This is a genomic window from Succinivibrio faecicola, assembly GCF_019448115.1.
In the GTDB taxonomy this organism is placed as follows: Bacteria; Pseudomonadota; Gammaproteobacteria; order Enterobacterales; family Succinivibrionaceae; genus Succinivibrio; species Succinivibrio faecicola.
The window spans coordinates 79955-104313 of record NZ_JAGFNY010000002.1 but is presented as its reverse complement, the minus strand read 5'-3'; the positions used below and the strand labels follow the sequence as shown (position 1 = coordinate 104313).

General features: G+C 36.8%; 21 protein-coding genes and 2 tRNA genes. 13 read left to right on the top strand and 10 right to left on the bottom strand.

What is annotated here, in order from left to right:
* Positions 1-66: 66 nt before the first annotated feature.
* The 3 genes from asd to J5V48_RS01595 form a co-directional block, all read right to left on the bottom strand.
* Positions 67-972, bottom strand: a complete 906-nt coding sequence (gene asd, locus J5V48_RS01605; protein ID WP_219936266.1) for an archaetidylserine decarboxylase — start codon at positions 970-972, stop codon at positions 67-69.
* Positions 973-1121: 149 nt separating this feature from the next.
* Positions 1122-2720, bottom strand: a complete 1599-nt coding sequence (locus tag J5V48_RS01600; protein ID WP_219936264.1) for a methyl-accepting chemotaxis protein — start codon at positions 2718-2720, stop codon at positions 1122-1124.
* 220 nt (positions 2721-2940) lie between these two features.
* Positions 2941-4563 carry a methyl-accepting chemotaxis protein gene (locus J5V48_RS01595; protein WP_219936262.1) on the bottom strand — a complete coding sequence of 541 codons (1623 nt, stop codon included), beginning with the start codon at positions 4561-4563 and terminating at the stop codon, positions 2941-2943.
* A gap of 496 nt (positions 4564-5059) precedes the next feature.
* Between J5V48_RS01595 and J5V48_RS01590 the strand changes: the two genes are divergently transcribed.
* From J5V48_RS01590 to J5V48_RS01575, 4 genes are all read left to right on the top strand, one after another.
* Positions 5060-5135 (top strand) — tRNA-Gly (locus J5V48_RS01590).
* A gap of 156 nt (positions 5136-5291) precedes the next feature.
* Positions 5292-7967 carry a preprotein translocase subunit SecA gene (gene secA, locus J5V48_RS01585; RefSeq protein WP_219936260.1) on the top strand — a complete coding sequence of 892 codons (2676 nt, stop codon included), beginning with the start codon at positions 5292-5294 and terminating at the stop codon, positions 7965-7967.
* A gap of 198 nt (positions 7968-8165) precedes the next feature.
* Positions 8166-8241 (top strand) — tRNA-Phe (locus J5V48_RS01580).
* A gap of 123 nt (positions 8242-8364) precedes the next feature.
* Positions 8365-8799: an RNA chaperone Hfq gene (locus tag J5V48_RS01575; protein WP_219936258.1), complete on the top strand. Its 435-nt coding sequence runs from the start codon at positions 8365-8367 to the stop codon at positions 8797-8799.
* 33 nt (positions 8800-8832) lie between these two features.
* On the opposite strand, the gene J5V48_RS01570 is transcribed toward J5V48_RS01575, so the two are convergent.
* Positions 8833-9444, bottom strand: a complete 612-nt coding sequence (locus J5V48_RS01570) for an HAD family hydrolase (protein WP_219936256.1) — start codon at positions 9442-9444, stop codon at positions 8833-8835.
* A 337-nt stretch (positions 9445-9781) separates the two neighbouring features.
* Here J5V48_RS01570 and J5V48_RS01565 point away from each other — a divergent pair, with 337 nt between their 5' ends.
* The 9 genes from J5V48_RS01565 to J5V48_RS01525 all read left to right on the top strand — a co-directional run bounded on the left by J5V48_RS01565 (position 9782) and on the right by J5V48_RS01525 (position 18514).
* Positions 9782-11215 carry an FAD-dependent oxidoreductase gene (locus J5V48_RS01565; RefSeq protein WP_219936254.1) on the top strand — a complete coding sequence of 478 codons (1434 nt, stop codon included), beginning with the start codon at positions 9782-9784 and terminating at the stop codon, positions 11213-11215.
* Positions 11212-11814, top strand: a complete 603-nt coding sequence (gene rdgB, locus J5V48_RS01560) for an RdgB/HAM1 family non-canonical purine NTP pyrophosphatase (RefSeq protein WP_219936252.1) — start codon at positions 11212-11214, stop codon at positions 11812-11814. Before J5V48_RS01565 ends, rdgB begins: the two co-directional genes overlap by 4 nt.
* Positions 11814-12932, top strand: a complete 1119-nt coding sequence (gene hemW / locus J5V48_RS01555; RefSeq protein WP_219936250.1) for a radical SAM family heme chaperone HemW — start codon at positions 11814-11816, stop codon at positions 12930-12932. The genes rdgB and hemW overlap by 1 nt, the downstream gene beginning before the upstream one ends.
* Positions 12933-13045: 113 nt before the next feature.
* Positions 13046-15475 carry a ribonuclease R gene (gene rnr, locus J5V48_RS01550; protein WP_219936248.1) on the top strand — a complete coding sequence of 810 codons (2430 nt, stop codon included), beginning with the start codon at positions 13046-13048 and terminating at the stop codon, positions 15473-15475.
* Between the two features lie 18 nt (positions 15476-15493).
* Entirely contained in the window at positions 15494-16264 is a 771-nt protein-coding gene (gene rlmB / locus J5V48_RS01545) for a 23S rRNA (guanosine(2251)-2'-O)-methyltransferase RlmB (protein WP_219936245.1), read from the top strand.
* A gap of 241 nt (positions 16265-16505) precedes the next feature.
* Complete coding sequence (rpsF, locus tag J5V48_RS01540) at positions 16506-16913, top strand: 30S ribosomal protein S6 (RefSeq protein WP_219936243.1); 408 nt, start codon at positions 16506-16508, stop codon at positions 16911-16913.
* An 11-nt stretch (positions 16914-16924) separates the two neighbouring features.
* The gene (gene rpsR, locus J5V48_RS01535; RefSeq protein ID WP_021890783.1) at positions 16925-17155 is read left to right on the top strand and encodes a 30S ribosomal protein S18; all 231 of its coding nucleotides are present in this window, start codon (positions 16925-16927) and stop codon (positions 17153-17155) included.
* A 13-nt stretch (positions 17156-17168) separates the two neighbouring features.
* Positions 17169-17621, top strand: coding sequence for a 50S ribosomal protein L9 (gene rplI, locus J5V48_RS01530; RefSeq protein ID WP_219936241.1), 453 nt, complete (start codon positions 17169-17171; stop codon positions 17619-17621).
* Positions 17622-17683: 62 nt separating this feature from the next.
* Complete coding sequence (locus J5V48_RS01525) at positions 17684-18514, top strand: DNA adenine methylase (RefSeq protein ID WP_219936239.1); 831 nt, start codon at positions 17684-17686, stop codon at positions 18512-18514.
* Between the two features lie 30 nt (positions 18515-18544).
* Here J5V48_RS01525 and J5V48_RS01520 read toward each other — a convergent pair whose 3' ends face one another.
* The 6 genes from J5V48_RS01520 to rodA all read right to left on the bottom strand — a co-directional run bounded on the left by J5V48_RS01520 (position 18545) and on the right by rodA (position 24359).
* Positions 18545-19567, bottom strand: a complete 1023-nt coding sequence (locus J5V48_RS01520) for a SanA/YdcF family protein (protein WP_336244978.1) — start codon at positions 19565-19567, stop codon at positions 18545-18547.
* Between the two features lie 8 nt (positions 19568-19575).
* Positions 19576-19860, bottom strand: coding sequence for a DUF493 domain-containing protein (locus tag J5V48_RS01515; protein ID WP_219936237.1), 285 nt, complete (start codon positions 19858-19860; stop codon positions 19576-19578).
* Positions 19860-21047, bottom strand: a complete 1188-nt coding sequence (locus J5V48_RS01510; RefSeq protein ID WP_418896163.1) for a serine hydrolase — start codon at positions 21045-21047, stop codon at positions 19860-19862. The genes J5V48_RS01515 and J5V48_RS01510 overlap by 1 nt, the downstream gene beginning before the upstream one ends.
* 123 nt (positions 21048-21170) lie before the next feature.
* Positions 21171-22178 (bottom strand): septal ring lytic transglycosylase RlpA family protein, encoded by a 1008-nt coding sequence (locus tag J5V48_RS01505; protein ID WP_219936232.1) that lies wholly within the window; start codon positions 22176-22178, stop codon positions 21171-21173.
* Positions 22178-23197 (bottom strand): lytic murein transglycosylase B, encoded by a 1020-nt coding sequence (mltB, locus tag J5V48_RS01500; RefSeq protein WP_219936230.1) that lies wholly within the window; start codon positions 23195-23197, stop codon positions 22178-22180. The genes J5V48_RS01505 and mltB overlap by 1 nt, the downstream gene beginning before the upstream one ends.
* Before the next feature lie 13 nt (positions 23198-23210).
* Positions 23211-24359: a rod shape-determining protein RodA gene (gene rodA, locus J5V48_RS01495; RefSeq protein ID WP_219936228.1), complete on the bottom strand. Its 1149-nt coding sequence runs from the start codon at positions 24357-24359 to the stop codon at positions 23211-23213.

Here is a 24359-nt window from a genome sequence, read left to right as displayed (position 1 = left end):
AGTTTTTTATTTTTGAATACAAAAAGGGTCACAATAAATGTGACCTTATTTCGTCAGTAGAGCTGTCTAGTTATTCATATCATCAGTATCAGAGTGCTTGATGTTATCTTTTGAGCTTTCAGCTGCATCTTCCATAATCAGAGAGCGCCCCATCTTTACTGCAAGACCTGGTTCGACATCCAGTGGAAGAACACCACCGTCCTTTTCCCAAAGAACAATAACAGTAGAGCCGTACTTGAAGTAGCCGATTTCATCTCCTTTCTTATAACGAAGATTCTCTTTTGAGTAATCCTTAACTTCAATACCCTTCCTTCTTACTACAGTACCATCCCAGGTTGTAGAGATACTGCCAACAAGAGCTGCACCTACCATGACTACAGCTATATGGCCAATTTGAGTCTGGAAGATACATACAAGTCTTTCGTTTCTTGTATAAAGATTTTTGGTGTTTGAAATATTTCTTGTACCAACAGGGAAGAGCTCTCCTGGAACATGTATTGTCTTAACTAGTGTGCCATCAATTGGCATATGAATTCTGTGATAATTAGAAGGTGACAGATAGATACAGGCAAAGTTTCCATCTTCAAAGAAATTACTGTCAGCTTTGTCACCACCAACAAGAGCTTTAAGAGAATAATCAAGACCTTTTGCCTGAATTAAAAGACCGTTTTTTATAGCGCCTGCCTGGCCTATTGTTCCATCAACAGGTGAAACTGCCAAAGCTTCAGTATCAATAGGTCTTTCACCTTCTGATAGTTTTCTAATAAAGAATTCATTGAATGTTTTGTATGAAAGAATATCCTTGTTTGCGATCTCTTCCATATTAATATTGAAGGTCTTAATGAAATTTCTGATTAAAAACTGTGTGAATTTTCCCATAGGAACATCTGTCAGCTTTGCTGATAAAGATGTCAGTGTAGTAAAAGGGGTAATAAACTGGACAACTTTTAAAAGAGCAGTTGTAAATGTCATATATATACCTTTATTTTGTTAACTAACTGCATTCTAACAGTCGATTTTATATCTTTCAAGAAAACACAACATATTTGTCTTCTTCAATAGTTGAATAAAAAGCCTTCAAAGTTTAATCCTTTGAAGGCAAAATTAAGAGAAATCTTATCTTAAATCACGAACTTATTAACAATATCGGTAAGAACTGCTACATTCTGATTTGTGTTTTCTACGCTTTCATTGATTGAAGCATTACCATATGCAAGATTTTTTGAACCGTCAGTGATGTTTTTCATATTTGATGAAATTTCAGCTGTTGCAGTTGTCTGTTGTTCTGCTGCTGCTGAAATCTGCAAAATCTGGGTATTTACTTCATTAACTCTCTGTGTAATTTCATGAAGGATATTATGAAGTTCCGATGCCTCAGATGAAATTGTATCCATTGTTTTTGAGGATGCCTGCATAGCTTCATCAGCATTTCTTGCATCGTTTTGAATCTGAAATACCATGCTGGTAATCTCTGAAGTTGACTTGGATGTTCTTGAAGCTAATGCTCTTACCTCATCTGCTACAACAGCAAATCCCTTTCCAGCCTCGCCAGCTCTTGCAGCCTCAATTGCAGCATTTAGAGCAAGAAGATTTGTCTGTGATGCAATATCATCAATTGTCTGAACAATTGTTCCAATCTTCTCAGCCTGAGTTGCAAGCTCTTTAACAAGTCTAGCGTCGTCTTTTGATTTTTCTATCTGATCGTTTAAAAGATTAATTGTTTGTTCAACTCGCATTATGCCGTTTTCAGTGCACTCAGATGATTCATTAGCACTTTGAGATGCATGTTCACAGTTCTTTGCAATATCAGCTGTAGTTGAAACCATTTCCTCTGAAGCTGCAGCAACAGTAATAGAGTGAGATTCGTTATCATGGGCAACATTACTCATGTTCTGCGTTTCATTGTAAATTCTGTTCATGGTATCGTGAATATTGTTTGTGATGCCGTGAATCTTTGAAATGCTTGCATGCCATGAGCTTCTCATATTTTCAAATGCTACAAGAAGAGGTCTGAACTCATCCTTTCGTCTGAATGATATTTCTTCATCTAACTGACAATTTTCAAGCTTTTCTGCAATTTTTATTACCTTGTTTATGCTGCTGACAATTAGTTTTGGCATTGAGAAAACAATGAAGATTGCAATACCTATTTCAAGTAGAGTAACAATCGTTGCTGTGATAAGAGGTGCATTTGAGATAAGCCCTTCTACAGAGGCTTTTGTTGCATTAATCTGATAACCGTTAACCTTAACAATATTTTTCTGGATGATTACAAACTGAGGCAACATTTTATTGTTATATACATAAGCAAATTTTTTAGGATCCTTAATGTTTGGAATAACCTCGTTATTTAAGAATGATAAAAATTTCTTTGAAGCCTGTTTTACCGCACCGATTTCAGTTGGATATCTTGTCATCTGCAGTTTTTCTTGAGCCGCATTCATTTTGGGTGCGAACTGAGAAATCATTTGTAGCTGAGCATCAACATTGTTGCCATCAATAATCTTTTCAACTGCGTCAACAATTTCAAAAGCATAGTCTGCAGTAGCTCTTGTTCTTCCATATCGTTCTTGAAGAGTGGTATGTACAAATCCTGCTACACTCTTTACAGATAGCATATTTGAAATACATGTCCATGCAAGGACAAATGAAACAAAAATAAGAAGTGAATAGCTTAATATTAGTTTCTTTTTTATAGATATATTTTCAAGAAAGTTCATAGTGCTGTCCGATGTTATAGTTTGAATTTTTATTATTAGACGGCAAGTTCCATCTTTCTTAATCATATATACGTGAAAGGTTAAAAAAGGTATATAAAACCGATAATTTTGAAACTCTTCACGCTTTTGAAGTGAAATAAATCTAGTACATATACATATATCACAGAAAAAAGACCTTAACAGAACGTTAAGGTCTCAAAAGGAATGTACAAATTTTGAATTAGAGCTTAAATGTATTGACCATAACAATAAGTTTTGCAAGCTGATCGTTTGAGTCTTGCATTTCTTTATTGACTGAATCAATAGAATCGGTAAGAACCTTTGAGTCATCCGTAATATTCTTCATATTTGAAGATATTTCTGATGTTGCTACTGTCTGTTCTTCAGCAGCAGTAGCAATCTGAGAAATCTGAGATGAAACTGTGCTTACTGTATCGTTGATTTCGTTCAGAATTGTGTCGATGCCACTAGCTTCGTTAGCAAGAGAATCCATGCTGTTTACTGATAACTGCATAGCATCATCTGCAGCACGGGCATCAGTCTGAATCTGTGTAACCATCTTTGTGATTTCCTGCGTAGATGAAGATGTTCTTGATGCAAGTGCACGAACTTCATCTGCTACCACAGCAAATCCCTTACCAGCTTCACCAGCTCTTGCAGCCTCAATTGCAGCATTTAAAGCAAGAAGGTTTGTCTGAGAGGCAATATCGTCAATGGTTTGAACGATAGTCCCGATCTTAACAGCTTGATCTGCAAGTTTCTGAACAAGTTTTGCATCTTCTTTTGTCTTTTCGATCTGGCTTGTAAGTTTGTCGATAATATCGTGAACCTCATGAGTACCTCTTGTAGTTGAATTTGAGGACTCTTCAGCTGTTGCTGATGCCTGTTCACAGTTCTTTGCAATATCAGCTGTAGTTGAAACCATCTGCTCTGATGCTGCAGCAACAGTTACAGCCCTTGACTGATTATCATATGCAGTCGTATTAATTTTTTCAGCTGACTGCCCGATACCTTCAAATGCAGCACTGACAGTATTAGTAATTTCAATAATATCGCCGATATTCTTACGCCATGACTGACGCATTTGTTCCAGATCTTCAACTAGATGCTTGAATTCATCATGTCGTTTTACGAAAATTTCTCTTGTCAGATCGCCTTTTGCCAGCTCCAATGCATGCTTTGATATGCCTTTTAACTGGCCTACGATAACATTTGGAATGTATGCTGATAAGAATGCAGCAATAACTATTTCGATGACTGTGAAGACAAGAAGAACAAATTTTGTAGAACTTGATGTTAAAGTGGACATTTTAGATTTTGTTTCTCTAATCTGATATCCGTTTACGATAGTGATATAATCTGTAACGGCAAAAAAGCTTTTTGCCATGTCAACATAAACAAGATCAACTAACTTGTGCTTCTTTTCTGAAGAATCAGAATTTAATAATGGCAGGAATTTTGTATTGACTAATGAAATATATTCTTTTGCATTCTCCTTTACAGCACCAATTTCTTTTGGATATCTTGGCATCTGAAGAGCATCAGTTGCTTCCTTAAGCTCTGTTTCTGCTGCTGTAATTTTTGCAATATTTGCGTCATTTGCATCAGCTGGATTTGTTGCAATTTCTTTTAAAACAGTCTGAAGTTTTGTAATGGCATCTGCTGAGCGCCTTGTTCTTTCATATCTTTGATTTAAAAATTCAATATAGCCTTCTGCTTTAATTTTTGATTGTGACAGTGAACATAATGACCAACCAACCAGTGTAAGTGTAGTCATAATGATTAGAATGAAACCGATTACAATCTTCTGCCTTATTGAAAGAGACCTGAGAAGTGCATGCATAGTAATTCCTTATGTTTGTTTGATTAAGTTTTTTTTATAATAATTGTTTAGATATTTGATGACGTGAATGTCATTAAATATCTGCTTTAATTATATTTAAAAAACTAACAAAATTATTGACTTAAACAGTAGTCATTACTAATACATTCATTTATTTTTTAATTTTGTTGGTTGCAAAATAGGAAAAATAAGCCATTTTCTTACATAATTACTTGAAAAATAAGATAATTATGTACAGATGTACAAAACATGATTTTTTTTGATTTTAAGAAAATTTATTTCAATTATGTGATCAATGAAATATCTATTTTTGCATTTGATTGAACATTTATGCACTGTTAATGAAAAGCATATATAAGCCGTTTATTATAAAAACTGTAAAAGAATTTTTATATTTTTCTTTTAACTTATTGATTTAGAAATATAAAAAAAATAAAAAAATTTTTAATAAGTGTTGACACTCAATAAAAAATCAATATAATGACACACATCGGATGCGGGAATAGCTCAGTTGGTAGAGCATAACCTTGCCATGGTTAGGGTCGCGAGTTCGAACCTCGTTTCCCGCTCCAAATAATGAGAACAGTTAAGGCTGTTCTTTTTTTTTACCCTTTCTCTTGAAAAACATTACACACATCTACATATAAACTTATAGTTCTGTATTTGATTGTTCTTTAATGTATAATCAGCAAATTAGTTTTTTATCAACAGTTATATAAGTTTTAAAAATGTTTGTTACCACACTTGTTACAAAAATCATCGGCAGCTCAAATCAGAGAACTGTCCGCAAGCTTACTAAAATAGTAAAAACCATAAATTCATTAGAAGAAAAGTATTTATCTTTAAAAGACGAAGAGTTTCCTCAGTACACTCTTGATTTCAAGAGACGTATTTCTCAAGGAGAATCCCTTGAGTCAATGCTTCCTGAAGTATTCGCTATTGCAAGAGAAGTTGCAAAGCGTTCTTTAGGACTCCGACCATTTGATGTTCAGTTAATGGGTGGCATTGTTTTAAATGCAAATAAGATTGCCGAAATGAAAACAGGTGAAGGTAAGACTTTAACTGCTTTATTGCCTTGCTATCTGAATGCTCTTGAAGGTAAGGGCGTTCATGTCGTTACAGTAAATGATTATCTTGCCCGCCGCGATAGTGAGTGGTCTAGACCATTCTATTCATTCCTGGGTATGACTGTGGGGGTAAATGTTCCTGGTATGTCTCCTGAGGAAAAGCGTGATGCCTACAATTGCGATGTAACCTATGGTACAAACAATGAATTCGGTTTTGACTATCTGCGCGACAATATGGCCTACACAAAAGAGCAGAAGGTTCAAAAAGAACTTAATTATGCTCTTGTTGATGAGGTTGACTCAGTATTAATTGATGAGGCAAGAACCCCTCTTATTATTTCAGGTGCTGCAGAAAATGCTGTTGGTCTGTACAATGCTGTTGATAAGCTGATTCCTGGTCTTATTTATCAGGAAAAGGAAGATACTGAAACCTATACAGGCGATGGCGACTATACCTTAGATCTTAAAGCAAAGCAGGCTTATTTGACAGAACGTGGTCAGATTAAGATTGAAGAGAATCTTGTTAAGGCTGGTCTTTTAAAAGAGGGTGACAAGCTGTTCTCATCAGAGAATATTACACTTTTACACCATGTAATGGCTGCTTTACGTGCTCATACTTTATTCAAGAAAGATGTAGATTACGTTGTAGAAAACGGCATGATCATGATTATTGATGAGCATACCGGCCGTAAGATGGAAGGCCGACGCTGGTCAGATGGTCTTCATCAGGCAATTGAGGCAAAAGAAGGTGTACAGGTAAATTCAGAAAACCAGACATTAGCATCTATTACTTTCCAGAATTATTTCCGTATGTACAAGAAGCTTGCCGGTATGACCGGTACAGCAGATACTGAGGCATATGAATTCCAGCAGATCTATGGTCTTCAGACAGTAGTTCTTCCTACAAACAGACCAATGATAAGAAAGGATGAAGCCGATCTTATCTACCTTAACGAAGAAGATAAGTACAATGCAATTGTTGAGGATATCAAAAAGACAATTGCAGCAGGAAGACCTGTACTGGTTGGTACAATTTCAATTGAGAATTCAGAGCGTCTATCCGATCTGTTAAAGAAAAAAGGAATTGCTCATCAGGTTTTAAATGCTAAGTTCCATGAAAAAGAAGCTTATATTGTTGCTCAGGCAGGTCGTCCTGGTACTGTAACAATTGCAACAAATATGGCAGGTCGTGGTACTGATATTATTCTTGGTGGTAATCTGCAGGCTGATATTGCATCATTAGGCGAGAATCCTACTAAAGAGCAGATTGATGAATGTAAGGCTCAGTGGCAGAAGCGTCATGATGAGGTTTTAGCTGCTGGTGGTCTTCACATTATCGGTTCTGAAAGACATGAATCAAGACGTATCGATAATCAGTTAAGAGGCCGTGCAGGACGTCAGGGTGACCCTGGTTCATCAAGATTCTATCTGTCAATGGATGATAATCTGATGAAACTGTTTGGTTCAGAAAGATTAAAGAACTTTATGAAGAGAATGGGTATGACAGATGGTCAGCCATTAGAGCATAAGTTCATCACAAGAGCTATTGAATCAGCTCAGAGAAAAGTTGAGACAAGAAACTTTGATATCCGTAAGAATCTAATAGAATATGATGATGTAGCAAACGAGCAGAGAAAGGTTATCTATGAGGAGAGAAATTCTCTTTTAGATGGTCAGGATATCTCAGATACTATCCATAATATTTTTGAGGATGTTCTTGATTCAACAGTTTCTGAATTCATTACACCAAATTCTCTTGCAGAAACATGGGATATTGAAGGTTTAACAAATAAGTTGAAGTCTGTATTCGATATTGATGCACCTGTAGCAAAGTGGCTTGAAGCGGATGAAAAACTTGTTGAGAATGACGTAAGAGAAAAGATTATTTCTCTAGGTCATGAACTTTATAAGGAAAAGTGCCAGGCAATCGGTGAAGAGAATCAGAAAAATCTTGAAAAGCAGATTATGCTTCAGTGCATTGATACCTTGTGGAAAGAGCATTTAGCAGCAATGGATTATATGCGTCAGGGTATCGGCCTTCAGGGCTATGCTCAGAAGAATCCAAAGAATGAATACAAGATCCAGTCATTCAATCTGTTTTCAAAGATGCTTGACAATCTCAAGTTGCAGGTAGTTTCAATTCTATGCAGAATTCAAGTACGCGTTCGTACACCTGAAGAGATTGAGCAGGTAAAGCAGGCTCAGGAACAGCAGGCTTTAGAACAGAAGATGAGAGATGAGGCTAAACAGTATGCAAATATGCATATTGGAAGAAATGATCCTTGCCCTTGTGGTTCTGGAAAGAAATTTAAAGTATGTCATGGAAGATTCATTTAATGATCTCTAATTAGGACATCAAGGCCAGAAACGTTATGTTTCTGGCCTAATTGTTTTTTGCAATTCGATATATATGCGATTTTCAAAAATTTAAGAAACAAAACACACTTAATTGTTTCTTATTGAAAGTATTTATTTTGAAAAAAAACAAATTTTTTCTTGACTGAATACCTTGTATATGATTTAATACACGCCGTTGCCCAGATAGCTCAGTCGGTAGAGCAGGGGATTGAAAATCCCCGTGTCGGCGGTTCGATTCCGTCTCTGGGCACCATTTCAGAACGCTTCAAAAAAAATCCTGCTAACTGACACAAAACTCTAAAATTTTTATAGGTTGATTATTGTTTTCGTGATAAGCTATTAAACGATAATAATAACTTTTTATGAGTGTTTCATCGTGGAATCATTTAATAATAATTTTTCATCAGAGAAGCGTCCTTTCAGAGCTGCTCCTCATAGGTCTTTTTCTAAAATGAATTCAAAAGGCAAAAGACCATTCAATCGTGGTCATGACAAACAGAAGGGATTTGTAACTGCATTTGTTCAGGGAAAAGGCCAGAATGCTGCTTTGCAGTATCTTGCTGATAATAAAATGCCAGTAAGTATTTTCCTGACAGCAGGCGTAAAGTTTGAAGGTGTTATTTCATCTCATGATGCGTTTACTATCAGTATTACTGATTCTAACGGCATAGAACAGATGATATACAAGGACAAGATTTCTACTATTTCAATAAAGAAATCAGAATCTCATTCAGAAAACCGTCCTCATCACGGTTTCAGAAAATCTTCAGAAAATTTCCACTATTCAGAAAGAACAACTGAATCTCTATAAAGAATAAAGCCTGCAATGCAGGCTTATCTAATTCTATCTGTCAATTTCGTAGAAGTTTTTGATTCTGTCCTGTGATACTTCAACACAGTCAAAACCACCATTAATAGCTGCAAGAATACCAAGCTGTCCATCTTCAAAAACAACACATTCATCATTTTTAAGACCTAGTTTCTTTGCAGCTAGCAAGAATGTATCAGGGTGTGGTTTGTGTTTTTCAACCAGCTCTGATGTAACTAAAGCATCAACATAGCACATCAGATTTTTCAAGATAAGGATCTTCAGAGCATTAGGCTCTCTTGTACCAGTACCTATTGCTATCTTACATCCTCTTTTCTTTGCATCAATAAGAATACTCTGAATTGATTTGAAATCTTCAAGCTCTTCAATATGCTCAGTGAAGATCTGAATTTTTCTTGCAACAAAGCTTTTAGGATCATCAACTGGATTTCCCATATTCTTTAGGTGAAGTGCAATATCAAGGCTTGAAGCTCCACCCATGTCAAATATCAGTTGTTCATCAATATCAAATCCGTACTCATTGCTGGTCTGTCTCCATGCTTTAGCATGATAGGGCATTGAATTAATCAGTGTTCCATCAAGATCGAATATAAAACCTTTGTATTTTGATAAAGCACTTATCTGCATATGTGACTCCATATAAATAGACAGGATAAAGTATACCAAATGAAATATGTCCAATCTTATTCTTTTTTAGTATGGCTTTTTTTTATGAATCTGATTGATGAGTGTGCAATGTTGAATCTGACAGTAAATCGGATAAAATAGAAAAACGAGAATATACGAATAAAGAATATGAGTGAATGCAACCTCAAAACTTTAAGATTTTCTCTGTTAGAATTTAACAAGTTAGGAAAGATAAAAGTTTTTTTTCTTATGATCATGTAAATTCAATCAGCAGCTGCGGCATGTCTTCTATAATAAAGAGAGCTGCATTTTTAGCGGAAAATTAAGTGACTATACAATGGATATTAAAAAACTATCCTGTCATACTGTTGTAATCGGTGCAGGAACTGCTGGCATTGAAGCCTATAAGCATGCTACCTTAGGAGGAAAATCCTGTATTATTGTCGATACAGGTCCTTTAGGTACTACAGCTCAGCGTTCAGGTGAGCTGCCGATCTCTCTTCTGATGTCTGCTGGTAAAGCAATGCATGCCTATGACGACCTGTCTAAATGCGGAGTTACTTTTTCTTCAAAACTTGTCTATGATACATCAAATGTGCTGAGTTCTCTTAGATCTGTAAGAGCTCGTGCTACAGCAGAAGTTCTGGCTTTTATGTACAGAATTCCTGAGAATAAACGTATAAGAGGACAGGCCTCGTTTGTAGATGATCATACTCTTAGTGTAGATAATTCAATTTTAATTACTTTTGAAACTGCTATTATTTCAACAGGTTCATCACCACTTGTAACATATGAACAGTCAAGACTAAAGAATATTCTTACAACTAATGAATTTTTTGAACTTGATAATCTACCAAGTTCAGTTGCAATTTTTGGAAGTTCTAAAGTCGGATTGGAATTAGGTCAGGCATTATCCTATCTGGGGGTAGATGTTGTAGTATTCGGTCAGAGAAAACTGTGGTTTTTAACTGATGATGCCGTACTTACTACTGCACATCAGATGCTTTCATCAAGATTTAATCTGTATGTTGATACATATATCACTTCAATGGAAAATGATGAAGATGGATATGTTATCTACTATATTGACGGCAGAAGCTATGAAAACTATCTTCATATGGATTCTGTCGTAGCTGCAACTGACAGAATTCCAAATGTTTCTGGTATGAATCTGCAGAAGATTGGTGTGAAGATGGATTTTACTGGCTGCATTAAATGTGATCCAAAAACTCTTCAGACGTCTGTACCTAATATTTTTGCTGCAGGCGACGTATGCCATGATCATCATCTATCTTCTGTTGCAATTGCAGAAGGTAAGCAGGCAGGCCTAAATGCTTCTACTTATCCAAATTTAACTGAAAAGAAAGAACCGGTTAGACTTGAAATAGTTCATACAGATCCTGTTCTTGCAATTGTCGGAAATACTCTTGATCAAATGAGAGAGTATGCAAAAAAGACAGGTGATCTGTTTATTACAACAGAAAGCCGACTTTCTCAGGGACATTTTAGAGGTCTAAGAGAGGATGGTGGAATTTTAAGCATTTATACATCTATAAAGACACATAAAATACTTGGTGCTGAGATTTGTGCATATAAAGGTGATAAGATAGCGCAGTTTTTAGCATTGGCTATGGAAAATTCCATGACAGTTGAAATGCTTGCATCCTATGAATATTTTCATTTATCAGCCGAAAGTGCAATAGGTGATGCTGCAAGAGAAGCTGTAGAAAGACTTAATATAAAGAAATTGAGAAAAAAGCAACAGATATGAACAGACAGATAGTGTTGGCATCTTCAAATCAGGGTAAAGCCCGCGAATTTAAGGCACTGTTAGAGCCTCTTGGTTACAATGTGGTTCTGCAAAAAGAATTTAATGTGCCTGAGGCTAATGAGGATGGTTTAAGTTTTATTGAAAATGCGATTATCAAAGCGAGAAATGCTGCAAAATACTCAAATCAGTGGGCTCTTGCAGATGATTCTGGTATCTGTGTGGATGCACTAAACGGTGCTCCTGGTATATATTCAGCAAGATACTCAGGTGTCCACGGAGATGAAAAGGGCTGTAATAAGAAGCTTCTTGAAGAGTTAAAGAATGTTCCTTTTGAGAAAAGAACAGCCCGCTACTGCTGTGCTCTTGCTTTGGTTCGCTCTTATGATGATCCAGTTCCTCTGACTGTTCTTTGTTCATGGGATGGAAACATCGGTTTTGAGGAAGTAGGCTCAGGTGGTTTTGGGTATGATCCTCTGTTTGTAGTGACAAATAGAAACTGCACCGCAGCACAGCTTCCACCTCAGATTAAAAATCTCATATCACACAGGGGAAGAGCTCTTCAGTCTCTGGTTTACAAACTTGAGCATATGAGCAGATAATGCTTCCTATTAGTCTTTATATTCACTATCCATACTGTATCAGAAAATGTCCTTACTGCGATTTTAATTCGTATAAGAAAAGTTCTGATACAGCAATTGATGATACTTATGCTAATTATCTTGTCAGTGAGTTTGACAGATATATAGATAAGCTAGATGGCAGAAAATTTTCATCTGTTTATTTTGGTGGAGGAACACCTACACTATTTCCTGAAAGATGTTTTGAAAAAATTCTCAAAAGAATAAAACCTTACCTTTTAGATGACTGTGAAGTGTCAACAGAGGCAAATCCTGGAACAGTCAGTGCCATACAGTTATCTAATTTAAGGCAAATGGGTATTAACAGAATCAGCCTTGGAGTACAAAGTTTTAATGATGGTTCTCTTAAAGTTTTAAACAGAATTCATGACGGTTATACCGCATTAAAAGCTGTTGATTATATTAAAGAGGCAGGTTTTGAAAATTTCAATATTGATTTGATGCACTCTTTACCAGAGCAGACAGAGCAAATGGCTTTAGATGATCTGAAAAAAGCCGTTGAATCAGGTGCAACTCATATCAGTTTTTATGAACTGACAATTGAGGAGGGGACTGCTTTTGGAGATAATCCACCAGAACTTCTAGATGAAGATCTGATGGCTCAGATAGAGTTTAAAGGATTTGAATTTCTTGAAAGTTCAGGTTTTGAACATTATGAAGTTTCAGCTTTTACTAAAGGTCGCCGCTGTGTTCATAATCTAAACTACTGGCTTTTTAATGATTATCTTGGAATAGGAGCAGGGGCCCATTCTAAGCTTACACTTGATAATACAGTATACAGAAGAGCAAACGAGCAGAGAGTTTTGGATTACTTTAAAGATCATGATTCAAATTTGGATAACATGAATTTGGTTTTAGCAGATGATCTTCCTTTTGAATTCATGTTAAATCGTTTGAGAGTATTTGATTTCATTGAATTTTCAGAATTTGAAAAAACCACTGGTCTTAAATTTGACTGTGTAAAAGAAAAGCTTTTAAAGGCTGCACAAAAAGGACTGTTAGAATTCACTGACAGTGGTTTTTATCTAACGACCTTTGGTCGCATCATGTTAAATGATGTACTTGAATTATTTTTGTAAAACATAATATAAAAAAACGTATGTAATAGCTTTGTTTTCAAGCTAATATTTCAAATAACAACTATACTTATCAGTAAGACACTCAAGAAAGAATCAATATAGGCAAAAGCTTTATGAAAGAAAATTTAAAAAATGAAATAAGCAAACTACTAAAGAGTAAAATTGCTCCTAAAGGTGACATAAGCAAAGAATTTTCTGTAGCACTTTTTGTCGTAGCAACAATATATGAACTTGATTTTTCAAAGCCATCGGATCTTGCGATGGCTAATCATTTTTTCTGCTCTGTAGGTTTTAATGATTTTTCAAAGATTTCATCAGAGCAGATTAACTCTACATTAGATTCACTTGTAGAGTCAGGCTCACTTGTAAATATTCATTCTAAAATCTATGTTGCAAAAAGTTATATTCAGCAGTTTACTGCAAAAGTAAAGGTAAAAACTCAGACATTCAGTGCAACAGTTAGAGATTTTTCTAATTACGAAAAAAGAAATATTAATTACTTTTACTTTGTTGAGGATGATGAGGGCAAGGAATATACACTGATTTCAGATCTTATGCTTTTGCCAAAAGATGAAGTTCTAGTTTCAAGTGTGAAGTTCTCAAATAAAGCCTATGTAGACAAAATTACAAAAGTTAGGCAGTCAGTACTTGGCAGATTTATGCCAGATAGTAATCTTGGAACTATTAAGGCTGACGAAAAAGAGCTTGAAGGCTTTGTTTTTACTCTTGATTCAAAGCAGGATCTTAGCGGTGCCCGCTCAGGTGACGTGGTTATCTGTGAAATCAAAAAGAGAATTAATGCTCGTTGCTGTTCTGTAAAAGTAAGAGAAGTTGTTCACGATATAGGTAATCTCAATAATATTATCGTGATGGCAGTTTTACGAAATGAGATCCCAAATGTTTGGCCAGATAATTTGATTCGCTCCTTAAATAAAATTCCTGATAATGTAGGTAAGGACGATCTGTATGGTCGAGTAGATTTAAGAAAACTCCCTCTTGTTACAATCGATGGTGAGGATGCAAGAGATTTTGATGATGCTGTTTACTGCAAGAAAGAAGGCAAAAACTACAGACTTTATGTCAGCATTGCAGATGTATCGTACTATGTAAGACCAGCCTCCTTACTTGATAAGGAAGCTTCTAACAGATGCAACAGCTCGTATTTTCCAAACTATGTAATTCCAATGCTTCCTGAAAAACTGTCAAACGGCATATGTTCTCTTAATCCAAATGTAGACAGATGCTGTATGACATGTGAAATGGAAATTTCTCCAAATGGAAAAATAGAGAAATACAAATTCTATCCTGCAGTTATGAGATCACATGCAAGACTGACCTATACTGAAGCTTGGCATATGATTGAAAAGGGTGAAGCATTAAATGATGATCATCAGGCACAGGTACAGGATGTAAAGGAGCTGTACAATCTTTATAAGGCATTTATAAAGGATAGAACAAGACGTGGTGGTATCTCTGTTGAAAGCCAGGAAATGCACTTCATTTTTGATGAGAATCTTGAAATACAGGGAGTAGAGCCTGTTGTCAGAAATGATGCTCATAAGCTTATCGAAGAGTGTATGATTGCTGCAAACGTTGCAGCTGCAAGCTTTGTTGCAGAGCATGGTTATCAGACTTTATATCGTGATCATGCAAAGATGCCAGAAAAGAAGCTTGAAATGCTCAAAGGACAGCTTGCTAGATATGGTCTTACAATTCCAGGTGGAGAATCTCCAACTCCAAAGGATATTCAGAAACTTACAACTCTAATAGAAAACAGAGAGGATGGAAAGGTTATCAATGAGATGATTTTAAGAGCAATGGCAAAGGCTGAGTATTCTCCTGAAAATATTGGTCACTTTGGACTTGCTCTTGAAAAGTATGCTCACTTTACATCTCCAATCAGACGTTATGCTGATTTGCAGCTTCATCGTGTAATCAAATATATCCTTGCAAAAGAGTGCCATATGGATATTGGTAAAATGGGCCAGAGATCGTATACAAAGGCAGAACTTGTCGCTCTTGGTTCAAAATGTACACAAAGAGAAATAGCATCTGATACAGCTGAAAAGGAAGTTGATGCAGCATTAGCTTGTATTTATGCACTGAACTTTATTGGAGAAACCGTAAAGGGTACCATTACAGGCTGCTCACGTTTTGGCGTATTTGTTCACCTGGACGATTTATGCGTAGATGGTATGATTTATGTGGGAAATATGCCATACTATATGCAGTACAATGATAAAAATCAGACTCTTAGTTCCCCATTTAAAACCTATTGCGTTGGTGATGAGATATCGGTTGTTGTTGCAGGAGTTGATCTTGAGGAGCATAAGGTTGATCTGCTTCCTGAAGAGATAAATGCAAAACAGCATAAAGCACTGAAAAAAATGAAAGAAAAGATCTTTGATGAGCGCGCAAAGCTAGTATCAAAGAAGAAAGCTGCTGACAAAGAGGAAATTCTAAATCGCATCAAGGATATTTCAAATACAAGAGATGCTGTTGAAACTGATCTTGTAGAAAGAAAAATAAAAAAGAAATCTTAATTTTAGGTAAAAGCATTTATGTACGTAAAAGAGAAAAAAAGCAAATCAAGAGAGATCGTATACGGAATTAATACTGTAATGTCCGCAATCGAAGCTTCTCCTGAGAAAATTACAGCAGCTTGGATTGTTAAAGGAAGAGAAGACAAGCGAATCATTCAGATTGAAAAAATGCTTGAGTCTATCGGAATCAGAGTTCAGACTGCAATGCGTCATTTTCTTGATGAAAAGACTGATGGCGGTGTTCATCAGGGCATTGTTTTAGAGCTTGTAGCAACTCCACCAAAGGATGAACATTTCTTAGAAGAGCTTTTAGAGAATACCCAGGATGAGAACATGCTGTTCTTGATCCTTGATGGCGTTACTGATCCAAGAAATCTTGGTGCTGCAATGAGAAGTGCATGGGCTGCAGGTGTAAAGGCTGTTATTGTTCCAAAGGATAAATCAGCTTCAATGACTCCTGTTGCAAGAAAGACTGCTGATGGTGCTGCAGAGCATGTTCCGTTTGTTGCAGTAACAAATCTTTCAAGAACACTTGAACTTCTAAAAGAATTCAATGTTGAAGTAATTGGTCTTGCAGGTGAAACAGACAAATCAATCTATGATTATGATCTTCAGAAACGTACAGCAATTGTAATGGGATCTGAAGAAGCTGGCATGAGACATCTTACAAGAGAGAAGTGTGATGCTCTTGTAAAGATACCTATGTCTCAGGGCGTAGAATCATTGAACGTTTCTGTTGCAGCCGGTATTGCTCTTTATGAGTATGTAAGAAGATTCTCATTTGAATAAATTTGTTAATGACAAATAATATCTTATTTGTTGTTCTGAAGATTCTCCATGATTACATATTATTATGGAGAATTTTTTATAATTTCATCCTCAAAAAACGCATCAAAAATTTTTTTTCTTGAAAAACATCACAAAAAGTGTATAATAACACGAACTCAGTCGTGTAGATTTTATCTACATTCGTCTCCTTGTCTGATAATTTGACTGATATTGTCAGACTTTTACCGTAAGGGGCATTTTAATGCGTAACTACGAAATCGTTTTCCTGGTACACCCAGATCAGACAGATCAGGTTCCAGGCATGATCGAGCGCTATAAGGGCGAGATCGAAAAGTCAGGTGGCAAGGTTCACCGTTTAGAGAATTGGGGCCGTCGTCAGTTAGCTTATCCAATTCAGAAAGTTCACAAGGCAACCTACGTTTTAATGAACGTTGAGGCTGAACAGGAAGTTATCGATTCAATCGAGAACAACTTCCGTTTCAATGATGCCGTTATCCGTAACTTAGTTATCCGTACAAACGAGCCAGTTACCGAGCAGTCACCTATGATGAAGGCTCGCGATGACCGTCGTTCACGTGATGATGAACACTCACAGAAAGCTGAAGCAGAGAATTTTGAAGTTCCTGCTCAGGAAACCGATGCTGAGTAAGGAGAAATAACATGGCTCATTATTATCACCGTCGTAAGTTCTGCCGTTTCACTGCAGAAGGCGTTACAGAGATCGACTACAAGGATGTAGCTCTTTTAAAGAACTATGTTACTGAGTCAGGTAAGATCGTTCCAAGCCGCATTACTGGCACAAGTGCTAAGTATCAGCGTCAGCTTGCAACTGCTATTAAGCGTGCTCGCTTCTTAGCTTTATTACCTTACACCGACCTACAAAGCCGCTAATTAGGAGCTTACAATGGAAGTTATTCTATTAGACAAAATTGGCCGTTTAGGCGGTCTAGGTGACAAGGTTAAAGTACGTAACGGCTATGCTCGTAACTACCTGTTACCTTTAAAGAAAGCTGTTCTTGCAACTAAAGAGAACTTAGCTAAGTTCGAAGCTGAGCGTGCTCAGTACGAAGCAAAGATTGCTGCAGAGTTAAAAGCAGCTCAGGATCGTGCAGCTAAGTTAGCTGAGGTTGCTACATTAGAGATCGCAGCTCAGGCTGGTGACGAAGGTAAGTTATTCGGTTCTGTTGGTACCCGTGATATCGCAGAGGCAGCTACTGAAGCAGGTGTAGAAGTACACAAGTCAGAAGTTCGTCTTCCAGACGGCGTATTACGTTCCGTTGGCCAGTATGACATCGAAATCCAGCTTCACCCTGATGTTAAGGTTAAGGTTGTTGTTTCAATCGTACCTGAGAAATAATTTTTTCTCATAATCTTATAAAAACGGAGATTATTCTCCGTTTTTTTTATAACTGATGAACTATGAAAGAACAAGTACAGCCTTTGCTCAAATGGGTTGGTGGTAAAAGACAGTTATTACCATCTTTACTTAAGGTTATGCCAAAAAGTTTCGACTTCTACGTTGAACCTTTTTTAGGTGGCGGTGCTTTATTTTTTCATTTACAGCCCAAAAATGCTGTAGTATGCGATATAAATTCTGAGCTCATCAATTTTTACAATGTAGTTAAAGATTCACCAGAACCTCTTATTCAGAAGCTACTTTCGTATACAGATTCAGAAGAATTTTTTTATTCAATAAGAAATTTAGATAGAGATCCTGAATCATTCAGTAAACTTTCAAACATCGATAAAGCAGCACGTACATACTATTTAAATAGAGTCTGTTTTAACGGTCTTTACCGCGTTACTAAAAAAGGATTCTTCAATTCTCCCTATGGTAAATCATCTCATCCTTATGTTGTAAATTCTCAGAGAATTATGATGGTAAGCAGGATGCTGAATGATGGTAATATTTCCATCATAAACGGCTCTTTTGAGGATGTTGAACCATATCTTAAGGAAAATAGTTTTATTTATCTTGATCCTCCATATGATCCTGTTTCTGCATCAGCATCATTTACAAATTATTCTAATGGTGGATTTAATAAGGACATGCAGATTAAACTTAAAGAATTCTGCGACAGATTAACTGATAAAGGACATAAATTCCTTCTTTCAAATTCAGCAACACCTTTTATTGTTGATCTTTATAAGGATTACAAGAAGACTATTGTTAAGGCTAACAGACGAGTAAATTCTGTGGCTTCAAAAAGAGGTGTAGTTGATGAAATTTTAGTCAGAAACTATAAATAAAATGCTCCTGAAAAGGAGCATCTATCTTCCTTATTCTCTTACAGAAATGCTTTCTTCAGCCTGCTTTTGAGCTTCATCAAGGGCTTCGTCCTTTTGAGATGATAAGAGCTCATTTTGCTGAGTTGAGAGCATGCTGTCTGCAATGCTTACTTCTGGATTAACTATTTCATTCGCAGGAGCTACATCAGTGTTATTGATGCTTAATGCTGCCTTTAAGATCCTCTTTGAATCAGTAGTTTTCTTTGCAAGTGGTTCATATACAGCGATTCTTTTTTGAATTGCAAGCACTTGAGCATTATCTGAAATTTTTTTGATAGGTGATGTCTGCTTTACAGGCTTGCTTGATAACTTCTTTGGCAGGGAGCTTTTTCCAATTTTTACAGGGTCACCCAGGAATTTTGGCTGAGTATCTAATATGTATACATCAAGAACACACATAATACGAGCGAAGAATTCTCTAATACCGATACGGCTGATGAATGATCTTTCAGGAGAGATTGCATTGAAACCGACAGCCTTTAGATCGTATTTATCAGCTATGAACAGCGCTCTTTCATTCTGGAAATCCTGAGAAATAAATGTTATTGATTTTTGAAGAAAAACTTTTCTTGCTCTTACAACGCTATCTAAAGTTCTGATGCCTGCAAAATCAAAAACAATTCTTTCAGCTGGAACTCCAGCCTTTACAAGAGCCTTCCTCATTAGTCTTGGCTCATTGTAGGAAGGGTGCTGATTATCTCCTGATACTAGAATATAGTCGATTTTACCAGCTTTAAACAGCTGTGATGCTGCCATAATGCGGTATGAGAAATACTCGTTTGTTTCACCGTCAGAATTAAGTGGAGAAGTGCCAAATAGCAGACCTACACGATTATAAGGAACCTTTTCAATGCTTTCATAGGTCTTAAATGCATAGCTTGAAATTCTGAATGAACCTAAGACAATAAACAGAATACCAAGTGTACATAGCAATGCACACAGGTAGGCAATTGCTTTGACAAACCTGGAGAAATCACTGGAAAATTTAAATTCGTTTAGATCTGAATATGACACGTTCTATCCTATATTATGTGTTTTACACAACCTAAAGAGCCAACCTTTGTATAGATTGCCTTCAGATTGTCTATATTTCTGACTTTTACGGACACAGTATATGATACGTAGTTGCCTTTTGAGCTGACTCTAGGCTCAGGATTTCTGTCTTTTACAGAGTCAGGTTCAATAGTGTCGACAACTTTAAGTACTTCCAAAAGAGCATTAGCTACACTTGCATCGACGATGACTCTAAAGCCGATAACACTTGGAAATTCAATTAGTTTTTCAAGTTTTGCGTACTGATCGCTCATTATTGGTTCTCTTGTGTCTGATCTTCAACTGATGCATCTGAATCATTGAAGAATAAATAAATCTTATCCCAAAGCTTGCCGAAGAAACCGCATTCTTCAACATCCGAATTGCTGATGAGATCTTTTTTTGCAATGATGGTGTTATCAAGTTTTACTTCAAGTTCACCAAGTTTCTCTCCCTTTTTGATTGGAGCTGTGAAGATTGCCTTGTTAAGCTGATAGCCAACCTTCAGATCCTTGCTGCGACCTCTAGGGATTAGAACAGTAAGATCACTGTTAATTGTAAGATCAACAGAGTTTGCTTTTCCTAAGCGAACTTCACGATTTAGCAATGTTTTATTGCCTTTTATTGGTGTTGTAAGTTCAAAGTATCTAAAACCGTATGTTAAAAGAGCTTTATTGTATGCAGCTCTTTCCTTTTCAGACTTACAGCCTATTACTGAAGATACAAGGCGCATATTTTCATTTGTTGCTGAGGTAACCAGGTTGTATCCTACCTGAGACAGGTGACCTGTTTTAATACCGTCGACATTTAGTGACTTATCCCATAACAGACGGTTTCTGTTGTACTGTTTGATACCGTTGAATGTAAACTCTTTTTGTGAGTAGATTGGATACTCATTTGGAAGATCGCGAATGATTGCACGTCCTAAAAGTGCCATATCATAAGCAGTAGAGTAGTTCATCTCATCAAAAAGACCATGAACATTTGAGAAATGGGTATTCTTAAGGCCAAGTTGAGCTGCATAGCTGTTCATTACAGAAACGAAACCTTCTTGTGTTCCTGCAAGATGTATTGCCATAGCAACGCAGGCATCATTACCTGACTGAATAATAATTCCTCTTACAAGGTCACCAACAGAAATTGTCTTGCCAACCTCGATGAACATTTTTGAAGAATCAGTGTATTTCTTTGACCAGGCATCTTCAGAAATGGTTACATTATCATCCATATGGAGACGACCTGCTTTTAGCTCCATACCGATAACATAAGCTGTCATCATTTTTGTAAGAGATGCAGGCCAGATCTTCTCATGAGGATTCTTCTGACAGATAACTCGACCTGAGCGATAGTCCATAAGTACCCATGACTGAGCATCAAACTCAGGAGGTGCTGGAATTACAGTTGGGGCTGGAGCATTGCCTGCAACTGCTGCTGTCTGTGCATTTTGGGTATTTGACTTCATATTTGCAAAAGGATTTGGAATATCCTCTGCATATGAATTTGAACAGATTGAGATAAGACCTGATAATAAAGTTAATTTTAAAGTATTTGCAAATGACATTTTTTTAGCCTAAGTCTTTTGATATTACATTCGTTTGATAAAACTGTCAGTATAGCCCTTACGTCTTATTGTGTTAAGAGCATTTTTTGCTGCACTTTCAGTAAACGGACCTACGAGTACACGATTAACATTTCCCTGATTGGAAATAATTACATTGTATGGCAGTCTGTTCTGCACGCTCTGCTTGATCTCAAGTGCCATTTTGTCTGAGTTGCAGGCAACAAGCTGGATGTATACTCCCTTGACTGCAGAGACAATGTCAGCAGCTGAAATATTTGTCTTTTTGTACAGTGCATCCCTAACAGCGGCAATCGCTTCTGCCTTGTTCTTGTAATTAGGGATCCTGTTGATTGTTGTATTCTTTGTTGATGACGGTAAAGTCAGTGCACCAGGACTTCCTGTAGATGGAGTAACAACACTTCCACCAGGAGTACCTGTTGCATTGGCTATATAACCATTTGGCATAACTTTTAGCAGTTCGATTCTTACTTTGGTTGTGCCAGATCCAACCATATCAATAGCTCTTGCAGAACCTTCTGATAAGTCAATAATACGATTATCAACAAAAGGACCGCGATCATTTACTCTCACGATAACCTTTTTTCCATTTCTAAGGTTTGTAACCTTAAGATAAGATGGAAGTGGAAGATTCTTGTGTGCTGCAGTATATCCTTTCTGGTTGTATACCTCTCCGTTTGAGGTCTTTTTACCATGAAAACCAGGACCATACCATGAGGCTGTACCTTCCTCAACATAGGAAGTAGCTCCTCTCCAGACCATATAATTTTTACCAAGTACTGTATAGTCCTTGTTGCAGCCGTTTGATCTTTGTGCTTCATAAACAGGTTTTGCACCACCGACCCCCTGGATATTCACTAAGGATGTCTGAGCTTTTGGTTTGGTGCAGTAAGGTCCACTACCTACATGACAGCCAGAGCCTGAGTAGTAGTTTGAATATGAACCACCAGATGAACAGGCACAAAGTGCTGAAGCAAGAACACTAATGATTACAATATTTTTATACTTTTTCATTAAGGCTTGCGACTCCTCTTTGGCACATAGATTCCTTGTTGTCTCTTTTTCTTTTCAACTCCCATTGCAATATATTCTGAGAGTTCATATACAGCTCTTGCATAAAGCTTAGATGTATTGTATCTCATAATTGAGTGGAAGTTATTAAGACCAACAGCGTAACCTTTGCTGCCATCTTCAAGATCAAAATCAAAGAGTCTGATGTTCTGATCTGATGATAAGTTTACCTTGGTTGTTACACCTGATTTGTACAGTTCATCTACACTAAGATCCCATCCTTTATCCATGAGCTTTTTAACATCAGCATTGTGGACATGGGCAGGATAATAGATGCCTCTGTTTTGTGCCCAGCCGTGGCCTTTAAAGTAGCTTGCAACAGAGCCTATGGCATCTTCAGTATCATCAAAAAGGTTAATCTTTCCGTCGCCATTAAAATCTACTGCATAATCAAGATAGGCTGATGGCATGAACTGACCATATCCCATAGCTCCAGCATAAGAGCCTTTGATATCGTCATAGTTCCAGCCTTCGCGTTTTGCCAAAGCTACAAATCTTGCAAATTCCTTTGAGAAGTATGCTTCTCTTTTTGGATAGTTAAAGCCTAATGTGTATAGAGCGTCAAGAACTCTGAAAGTTCCTTTGTGTTTACCAAAATAGGTTTCTACACCGATAATTGCACAGATGATTTCTTCAGGAACACCATATTCCTTTGAAGCTCTATTAAGAATTTTTTCATTCTTAAAATAGAAATCTACGCCTGCATTGATTCTTGAAACTGTAATGAAAATCTTTCTGTACTGCCACCAAGGTTTTGCTTCACCTGGTTTGTTCATAGCATTAATAATTTTCTGCTCAAGCCTTGCCTGTGATAATGCGTTTTCTAGATCTGATCTGTCAACTTTTGCATATGCAGCAAGTTCATTCAGGTCTGCTTTAGCCTGTACCTGTGTGCTTAAAGTCATGAGAAGAGCTGAACATAGCGCTGTTGTAGCAGCCTTCTTGAATAATCTATAAAACAAGACTTCCTCCTTTTTAATCTTGTCTGAAGATAGATCCTTTCTTATGAGTCTGAATTGACATAATCATACCAAAACAGATTGTTAGTGTAATCATGGCAGTACCACCGTAACTGATAAGTGGCAGAGGCACACCAACAACAGGAAGAATACCAGACACCATTCCTATATTCACAAATATGTAGAACATGAAGGTAAACGTGAAACTTCCACAAAGAATTTTTTCAAAATTATCCTTTGCATTCAGAGTTATAAGAATACATCTTCCTATGATAAAACAATAAAGTGACATTAGAATTAGGAAGCCTACAAGACCAGTTTCCTCTGAAAGAACTGCAAAGATAAAATCAGTATGTGGTTCAGGTAAAAATTCAAGCTGTGACTGACTTCCCTGAAGCCATCCTTTTCCGTATAGCCCGCCAGAGCCTATGGCAATTTTTGACTGAATAATGTGATAACCTGCGCCAAGTGGATCAGAGCTTGGATCTAAAAGAGTGAAAATACGTTGTTTTTGGTAATCGTGAAGAACAAAATTCCACATAATAGGAAGAGCGCCTGCACCTACTACTGCGCCTGTAATGATCCACCACCATGAAAGACCTGCAATGAAAATTGCAATAAATCCTGCGACTGCAACAAGTGTAGCTGTACCTAGATCTGGTTGCATTAGAATTAGTGCAGTTGGTACAAGTACGATACCAAAGGCGAATACAGTATTGATGAACCTTGGGGGAATTGAGCTTTTTGACAGGAATGTTGCTACAGTAAGAGGCATAACAACCTTGAAGATTTCTGAAGGCTGAATTCTGATGATTCCAAGGTTCAGCCATCTTTGTGCACCTTTTGAAATATCTCCAAACAGTTCAACAAGAATAAGCAGGATTAGTCCTATAATATAAAGATATATAGATACCTTTGCATAGTACTGTGGAGGGATCTGAGCTACAAGAATCATTAAAACAAATGCGGCAAAAGTTCTGGTGCACTGGCGCAAAAGCATATCAAGTTCCTGTCCTGATGCTGAATACAGTACAAACAGGGAAAAGCACAGTGCTACAAACAGGCCGAACAGTAAAGGCAGATCGATATGGTGTCTTGAAAAAAAGGTGCCTCTGATTCTGTTAGAGTTAACCTGACCTAAAGTTGTTTTATCCTGATTACTCAT